General features: G+C 60.3%; 1 protein-coding gene. It reads left to right on the top strand.

Features of this window, described 5'->3' with window-relative positions; translation table 11 throughout:
- Nucleotides 1-108: 108 nt before the first annotated feature.
- Nucleotides 109-531 carry a hypothetical protein gene (locus tag ACJH7A_RS30640; protein ID WP_406803335.1) on the top strand — a complete coding sequence of 141 codons (423 nt, stop codon included), beginning with the start codon at nt 109-111 and terminating at the stop codon, nt 529-531.
- The last annotated feature ends 542 nt before the right edge of the window (nt 532-1,073 follow it).

Below are 1,073 nucleotides of genomic sequence, written 5' to 3'. Positions count from 1 at the left end.
TGCCATGGGGACATCCTTCCAGCCCGCCCATGCTGGGCAAGCCAACTCAGATGTCACCTATTCGTGCAGCAGACCCGCGGACCGTTCAGCCCCCTATGAGGACGATGGTTGACTGATACCACGCAGCTGCCGCCTCATTTCTTGGGCCAGTCGATCAACGAACATGTCAATCTGATCACCAGCTTCAGCGCGCGGGCGGATCTGTTTGTAGCGGCAGCGCTGCCCGCCGGCGGCATGGACTGGCCAAAGGCGAAGGCGACAACGAGGGGGATGGTGCCGGTTCCGGTCAAGGAGTACGTGACGCACGTCGACATCTTTCTCAGCGACGACGGACGTCCGTACTGGCCTTACGCGGACCGCGTCTGGGAAACCCGTTCGGCGATTGGCGACTTGAGGAACTCATCGAACTGGTGCTTGTCCGCAGTCGTATTCGACCGGCCGGTCGAGAGGGTTCCGGACCCGTGCGGCGCCTTCCGTGGAGACGTGCTTGTTCAGCGCTGTCATCGAGTCCTCGCTGCGACAGCCGACTAAGCTAGCCAAGTCGTAGCTACATGCGAGAAGCTGATCGCATATAGCGACGACTGACCCGCTGCGGAGTTCAAACGAGTATGTGTAGCGCCCCCGTGGCTGTCCCTCGCGCCTCGATCGTCCATTCCGTTCCTGTTATGACACCGGACGGTTGGATCAAACACGGCGACCTCCGTATTGGGTGTCAGGTCTACGCAGCGGACGGATCGATCACCACAGTGACTGGGGTCGGTGACGAAATCGTGGAAAGCAGCTATCGCATTACCTTTCGCGATGGCTCAATCGTGGATTGCGCCGGTACCCAAAGTTGGCCGGTCGACGTTTTCAAGGGGGACGCGCGGGCCCGGCGCATCGTCACTGCTGTCGAGATGCTGGCTGAAGGGGTGACTTACCATCGACCGCTAACAACCGGCAAGACTAAGGCCACAAGGGGCGGAGTTGCGCGGTTCCGCACGCTGCCGTCTCCCGTGTCAACGACGGTCGAAAATTGACCCCGTAGCGTCGGTTGAATTTTGACCCCCTTGGTTGTGGTTACTTGCTGGTTC

Source organism: Mycobacterium sp. SMC-17, assembly GCF_045310915.1.
GTDB lineage: Bacteria > Actinomycetota > Actinomycetes > Mycobacteriales > Mycobacteriaceae > Mycobacterium.
The sequence above is the reverse complement of the archived record's forward strand: the minus strand, read 5'-3'. Positions and strand labels throughout refer to the sequence as shown.